This is a genomic window from Enterovibrio qingdaonensis (assembly GCF_028683135.1).
GTDB classification, from domain to species: Bacteria; Pseudomonadota; Gammaproteobacteria; order Enterobacterales; family Vibrionaceae; genus Enterovibrio; species Enterovibrio qingdaonensis.
Map to the genome: position 1 here is coordinate 56,610 of NZ_JAJUBB010000027.1, position 6,844 is coordinate 63,453.

Here is a 6,844-nt window from a genome sequence, read left to right on the forward strand (position 1 = left end):
ATGAAATTTACTCTAACTCGTGACCAATTTTTAAAACCCCTGCAGCAGGTTTCTGGTGCACTAGGGGGACGACCAACGCTGCCTATCCTTGGAAATATCCTTCTCCAAGTTCAGTCCGGCCAGTTGTCCATGACATGTACAGACTTAGAAGTGGAATTGATTGCTGCTTTGCCACTTGATGGCGACTCTCAAGACGGCGCAGTAACCGTACCCTCACGCAAATTTTTAGATATTTGCCGTGGCCTAAATGACAGTTCGCCAATCCAGTTTTCGCTGGAAGGTGACCGTGCTGTTATTCGCTCAGGTCGAAGCCGTTTTACGTTATCTACGTTGCCAGCGGCAGATTTCCCGAATATCGAAGACTGGCAGAGCACCGTTGAATTCACGTTACCGCAAGGAAAGTTGCGCCATTTAATTGAAAGCACTGCTTTTTCAATGGCAAACCAGGACGTGAGATATTTCTTGAACGGTATGTTGCTTGAAACTGACGGAACGACACTGCGCTCGGTTGCAACAGACGGACACCGTATGGCTGTCGGTATTACAGAGCTTGATAGTGAACTGGCTAACCAGCAAGTTATCGTTCCGCGTAAAGGCGTGACTGAATTGATGCGTCTTTTGGATCAGCCTGATGCGCCGGTTACCATTCAAATCGGCAGTGCCAACATTCGCGCCCAGGTTAACCAGTTTATCTTTACGTCAAAATTGGTTGATGGCCGTTTCCCAGATTATCGCCGTGTGATGCCGCAGTCATCAAACAAAATCATGGAAGCGGATTGTGATGAATTGCGTCAAGCATTCGCGCGCGCAGCCATTTTGTCGAATGAGAAATTCCGCGGTGTACGTCTTAATGTCAGTGCGGGTCAGTTACGTATTTCTGCGCATAACCCTGAACAGGAAGAAGCGGAAGAGTTTGTTGATGTAAATTATGACGGTGAAGATCTCGAAATTGGGTTCAACGTCAGCTACGTCCTTGATGTGTTGAATACACTCAAATGCGACCAAGTCCGTTTTTCGATGACAGATGGTACGGCAAGTACACTGGTTGAAGATTGTAACAGTGAAGACGCCATGTACGTGGTGATGCCAATTCGACTGTAAAATGGCACTGTCCCGATTATCGATTCACGATTTGAGAAACATTGAAGCCTGTGACCTTAGCCTGTCATCAGGCTTCAATTTTCTTGTGGGTGCCAATGGCAGCGGTAAAACCAGTGTATTGGAAGCCGTTTATTACCTTGGTCATGGTCGATCGTTTCGCAGTCAGTTGACGGGGCGAGTGATCCGACACCAACAAGACCGTTTGGTCGTGCATGGCCGTGTGGACATGGGTGACGTTCTGTTGCCAGTGGGCCTACAAAAAAATCGAGATGGGTCTACGGAAGTCAAAATCGGTGAAGAAAAAGGGCAAAAGCTCGTGCAATTGGCAGAAGTCTTGCCCATGCAGCTTATTACCCCTGAAGGGTTTGAACTGCTCACTGGCGGACCTAAGTTTCGACGCGCTTTTATCGATTGGGGTGTTTTCCACGCGGAACCCCAGTTCTATCCAGTTTGGTCAAGGGTAAAACGCCTGACCAAGCAGCGTAATGCATTGATGAAGACAGCCAGAAGCTACCGTGAATTGAGCTATTGGGATGCCGAGCTTGCTCCGTTGGCCAATCAAATTGATCAGTGGCGTCGTGAGTACATCGATAAGTTGTCAGCGCGTGCTGCATCATTGTGTGATGCATTTTTGCCTGAATACGAAATAAAACTTAATTACACCCGAGGTTGGGACAAGGACGCAGATTACGCAGAATTATTGCGTGAGAACTTTCTTCGAGATCAACACCTGGGGTATACCGTTAGTGGTCCGCACAAATCAGATTTGCGTTTGAGAGTGGGGGCGACACCCGTAGAGGATGTGCTGTCCCGCGGGCAGTTGAAACTGATGGTATGTGCCTTGCGTTTAGCGCAAGGGCAGCAGCTTACTGAGGACAAAGGTAAGCAATGTATCTATTTGATCGACGATTTTGCGTCTGAGCTGGATAGTCGGCGTCGGGCGCTACTGGCCGAGCAGCTAAAAGCCACTGGCGCACAAGTGTTTGTCAGTGCCATTAGTGCCGATCAGGTCGCTGAAATGTGCGACGAAAATAGTAAGATGTTTCATGTGGAACACGGTAAAATAGCCGCAGAATAAATTAAGCGAGAGTAACTCAATGTCCAACAATTACGATTCATCGAGTATCAAGGTACTCAAGGGTCTGGATGCAGTACGAAAGCGTCCGGGGATGTACATCGGTGACACCGACGACGGTACCGGTCTGCACCACATGGTCTTTGAGGTGGTCGATAACTCTATCGATGAAGCTCTCGCCGGTCATTGTAGCGATATCATTGTTACCATCCATGAAGACGGTTCAGTCTCTGTAAAAGATGATGGCCGAGGTATTCCAGTCGACATTCACGAAGAAGAGGGTGTGTCTGCAGCGGAAGTTATCATGACGGTACTTCACGCGGGTGGTAAGTTCGATGACAACTCCTATAAAGTATCCGGTGGTCTACACGGTGTAGGTGTTTCGGTAGTAAACGCACTGTCTGAAAAGTTAGAGCTGACTATTTGGCGTCACGGCAAAATCCATCAGCAGATTTATCATGGTGGTGTTCCTGAAGCCCCATTGGCACCTATCGGCGATACCGATGAAACCGGTACTCGAATTCGTTTTTGGCCATCAGGCGAAACCTTCACTGATCTACTGTTCCATTACGACATTCTGGCAAAACGCCTACGTGAGTTGTCATTCCTAAATTCAGGGGTTTCAATTCGTCTGTCCGATGAACGTGAAGAAGATAAAAACGATCACTTCACTTACGAAGGTGGTATTCGCGCATTCGTAGAGCACTTGAACCGCAACAAGAACCCAATTCATCCGTCTGTGTTCCATTTTGAACATGAACGTGAAGACGGTGTGACCGTTGAAGTGTCTATGCAGTGGAACGATGGTTTCCAAGAAAACATTTACTGTTTCACCAACAACATTCCTCAGCGCGATGGTGGTACTCACCTTGCAGGTTTCCGTGCTGCACTGACTCGTACCCTGAATAGCTTTATGGAAAAAGAAGGCTATTCAAAGAAAGCAAATGCGGCGACATCGGGTGACGATGCGCGTGAAGGTTTGACGGCAGTTGTATCAGTTAAAGTGCCTGATCCTAAATTCTCAAGCCAAACCAAAGACAAGTTGGTGTCTTCAGAAGTGAAGTCAGCCGTTGAGTCTGCAATGAACGAGAAATTGAGTGAGTTCCTGATGGAGAACCCACAAGATTCTAAAATCGTTTGTACCAAGATTATCGATGCAGCGCGTGCTCGTGAAGCAGCGCGTAAAGCGCGTGAAATGACACGCCGTAAAGGTGCACTGGATTTGGGTGGCCTTCCAGGTAAGTTGGCAGACTGCCAAGAGAAAGACCCTGCGCTTTCAGAACTCTACATTGTGGAAGGGGACTCTGCTGGCGGTTCAGCCAAGCAGGGTCGTAACCGTAAGAATCAGGCGATTCTCCCACTGAAAGGTAAAATCCTGAACGTAGAAAAAGCGCGTTTCGATAAAATGCTTTCTTCTCAAGAAGTGACCACGCTTATCACAGCGATGGGTTGTGGTATCGGTCGAGACGAATACAATCCGGATAAACTGCGTTACCACAGCATCATCATCATGACCGATGCTGACGTCGATGGTTCGCACATCCGTACGCTTCTGTTGACCTTCTTCTACCGTCAAATGCCAGAGCTTATTGAACGTGGCTACATCTATATTGCTCAGCCACCACTTTACAAAGTGAAGAAAGGTAAGCAAGAGCAGTACATCAAAGATGATGAAGCGATGGAGCAATACCAAGTTGCTCTGGCACTTGAAAATGCATCTTTGTTTGTAAACCAAGATGCGCCAGCATTGAGCGGCCTTGCACTTGAAGAGCTGATCCAGAAATACAACAGCGTGATGAAGCTTATCAAGCGTATGGAACGTCGTTACCCTTCTGCGTTGCTGAACGAGTTGGTTTATCAGCCACGTTTGTCTGTTGATACGCTGCAAAATGAAGCGGACGTTCAAGCATGGATTGATAACATTGTGACTGTACTGAACAAGAACTCTACCGGCGAAAGCCAGTACCGTTCATTGGTTAAATTCAGTGAAGAGCACAATGCATATCAGCCAGAGCTTGTTGTGCGTACGCATGGTGTCGATCATGAATACCTGATCAGTTACGACCTGCTGAATTCAAAAGAGTACGGTAAGATTGCTAGCTTGTCAGAAGCACTCGATGGTCTATTGGATGACACTGCGTTTATCCAACGTGGTGAGCGCAAGCAGCCTGTGAAGAGTTTTGCCGATGCACTTGCATGGTTGATTAAAGAATCTAACCGTGGTCTTTCTCGTCAGCGTTACAAAGGTCTGGGTGAGATGAACCCTGATCAGCTATGGGAAACCACCATGGACCCAGAATCACGTCGTATGTTGCGCGTAACCATTCAAGATGCAGTTGCTGCGGACGAGTTGTTCACAACTCTGATGGGTGATCACGTTGAACCACGTCGTGCGTTCATCGAAGACAATGCGCTTAAAGTCGCAAACTTGGACGTGTAGTCACGTTCCGCTACGTAAATTCTGAGTATCAAACGCCGCATTAGCGGCGTTTTTTTTACGTAGCGCAACCTTACTGTTTAACTATATGATTTTATTAATTTTAAAGTCGGTAAGGATGGCGCGTTCTAGCTGGTGGTGTAGAGGAAGAAGCGGATTGTTGTAAGACGCCATGTTTTCTTCTAACTCTCGCGGCGTTTTTACTAGCACGTGATTCATGCCTTCACATCGTGTGACTCTGGCACGCTCACCGAGTGCTTCTCTAAATATCTCACCGTTTTCTGCCCCGACTTGAATATCATTGTCACCCTGAATGACATGGACAGTTTGATTAAGCGACTTAGCAATTCTCGTTGGATCGATAAAAAAGCACGAGGCTAAGTAGGGAATGGCTGAAGGTCGAAACATCATTTCAATGTGTTTGTTAGGATAGGTAAGTGCTTCACCATTCTTGATACTTTCCAACGCTACCTCAACATCATCGGCAAAGTGGGGAGCTCTCTCTCGGTATTGTCGAATCAGCGTTTCGCTCATAGGTTTTGCAGGAGTTGCTACCAGTACGAGTTTGTCTACTTGCATCTTTTGCGCTGCCAAAAGGGCGAGAATGCCACCTTCGCGATGGCCGATAAGATTGATGTGAGCATGCTAAACGAGAGGGGTGTCGAACGTCTTTCTTACGAACTAATCCTTTTATAACCTTAAAAGGAAAAGCCAGTTGTTTGCACAATTGGCTTAGAGATCTTTAGGAGTTAATGCTTCAAATGTTTCACGTGAAACATTAGCTTTCGTTGTACGCGCGCTCGACTTCCTCAGCAAGAATCGCAATGCCTTTTTCGATCTTATCGTCGTCTTGAACATAGTTCATGCGAAGGCACTGATGGGTATGGTCCCAATCAAGTTCTGATCCAAAGAAGAAATACTCGCCCGGAACAATCAGCAGGCCTCGCTGTTTCAATCGCGCATACAGTTCTTTGGTGGTAATAGGAAGCGCATCAAACCACAGCCATAGGAAGATTGCGCCTTCAGGTTTGTGGATTTTGAAGCGCGAGTCGGGGATCGCATCCAGTAGCTTTTGAACGGTTCGCTCAGCTTTATCTTGATAGAAAGGCTTAATGACATTTTCGCTCAGTGATAACAAATCACCGGTTTTAATCATCTCAAGTGCAAGGGCTGGGCCTACGCCACACGGTGCCAGGCTGACGATACCGTTGATGTTTGTTAGTGATGTGATGATGTCTTCGCGGGCAATGATAATGCCGCAGCGTACACCTGGTAAGCCGAGTTTCGAGAGGCTCGAACAGAGGATGGTGTTGTCATTCCAAAACGGCTTCACATCTTCAAAGATGATGTTGGGGAAGGGCACGCCATAAGCGTTATCAATAATAAGCGGGATACCATGCTTGCGTGCAAGCTTATCGAGTTTTTCAATTTCTTCATCAGTCAAAACGTTACCCGTCGGGTTGGTCGGGCGAGATGCACAGATAGCTGCAATAGAGTCATCTATCTCCAATGCATCGAAATCGACATGGTATTTAAACTGTCTATTGTCTAATTGGGTAATGGTAGGTTTGAAGCTGGTGAAGATATCAGGGTCAAGACCTGAGTCGGCATAACCAATGTATTCTGGTGTTAATGGCAGCAGAATTTTCTTAAAACTGCCATCATCGTATAGTCCACCAAACAAGTTGAAGAGATAAAAGAATGCGCATTGGCTGCCGTTAGTCAGCATGATGTTCTTTGGGGAAATGTTCCACCCCAGTGTTTTGTTCAGCATGTCAGCCAGTGCGGCGATAAAGTCGGTTTTACCCTGAGGGCCATCATAGTTGGCGAGAGCCGAAACGAGAGAACCATCGTCAAGCATGCGTCGTGTAAGTGCATCAAAATGGTTAATCATTTCTGGTATTGCTGCTGGGTTACCACCACCGAGCATGATGGCATTAGGGTTTCTTAGGCCATCATTTAAATCGTCCATCAATTGAGTAATGCCAGAGTGATGGGAAAATTTGGTGCCGAACTTAGAAAACTGCATGAATGCGTAACCTTATCGCTGTTCAATCCTTGTTGTATTCGCTCCACAATACCTTAACCGTTGAGCATTTTGAAACCAATTTCTAGGACATAATTGGTAAGGATAGTTTCGGGTTTTTAAGTACTAAATACTGATGTGTTCCACGTGGAACATAGGCGGGGGAGATGACGGTTTAGGAGAATAAAAAGCCCCGCATATGCGA

Annotated in this window: 5 protein-coding genes; 3 read left to right on the top strand and 2 right to left on the bottom strand. The window is 46.7% G+C overall.

The window, feature by feature from the left end; all coding sequences use genetic code 11:
* From dnaN to gyrB, 3 genes are read left to right on the top strand one after another with little or no spacing between them, the layout of a single operon-like run.
* Positions 1-1,101 (top strand): DNA polymerase III subunit beta, encoded by a 1,101-nt coding sequence (gene dnaN / locus LRP49_RS22985; protein ID WP_274145701.1) that lies wholly within the window; start codon positions 1-3, stop codon positions 1,099-1,101.
* Between the two features lies 1 nt (position 1,102).
* Complete coding sequence (gene recF, locus LRP49_RS22990) at positions 1,103-2,179, top strand: DNA replication/repair protein RecF (protein WP_274145703.1); 1,077 nt, start codon at positions 1,103-1,105, stop codon at positions 2,177-2,179.
* 19 nt (positions 2,180-2,198) lie between these two features.
* Positions 2,199-4,616 carry a DNA topoisomerase (ATP-hydrolyzing) subunit B gene (gene gyrB / locus LRP49_RS22995; RefSeq protein ID WP_274145705.1) on the top strand — a complete coding sequence of 806 codons (2,418 nt, stop codon included), beginning with the start codon at positions 2,199-2,201 and terminating at the stop codon, positions 4,614-4,616.
* Positions 4,617-4,697: 81 nt separating this feature from the next.
* Here gyrB and LRP49_RS23000 read toward each other — a convergent pair whose 3' ends face one another.
* Both LRP49_RS23000 and LRP49_RS23005 read right to left on the bottom strand, forming a co-directional pair.
* Positions 4,698-5,192: an alpha/beta fold hydrolase gene (locus LRP49_RS23000; RefSeq protein ID WP_274145707.1), complete on the bottom strand. Its 495-nt coding sequence runs from the start codon at positions 5,190-5,192 to the stop codon at positions 4,698-4,700.
* Between the two features lie 199 nt (positions 5,193-5,391).
* Entirely contained in the window at positions 5,392-6,642 is a 1,251-nt protein-coding gene (locus tag LRP49_RS23005) for a valine--pyruvate transaminase (RefSeq protein WP_274145709.1), read from the bottom strand.
* Positions 6,643-6,844 lie beyond the last annotated feature (202 nt).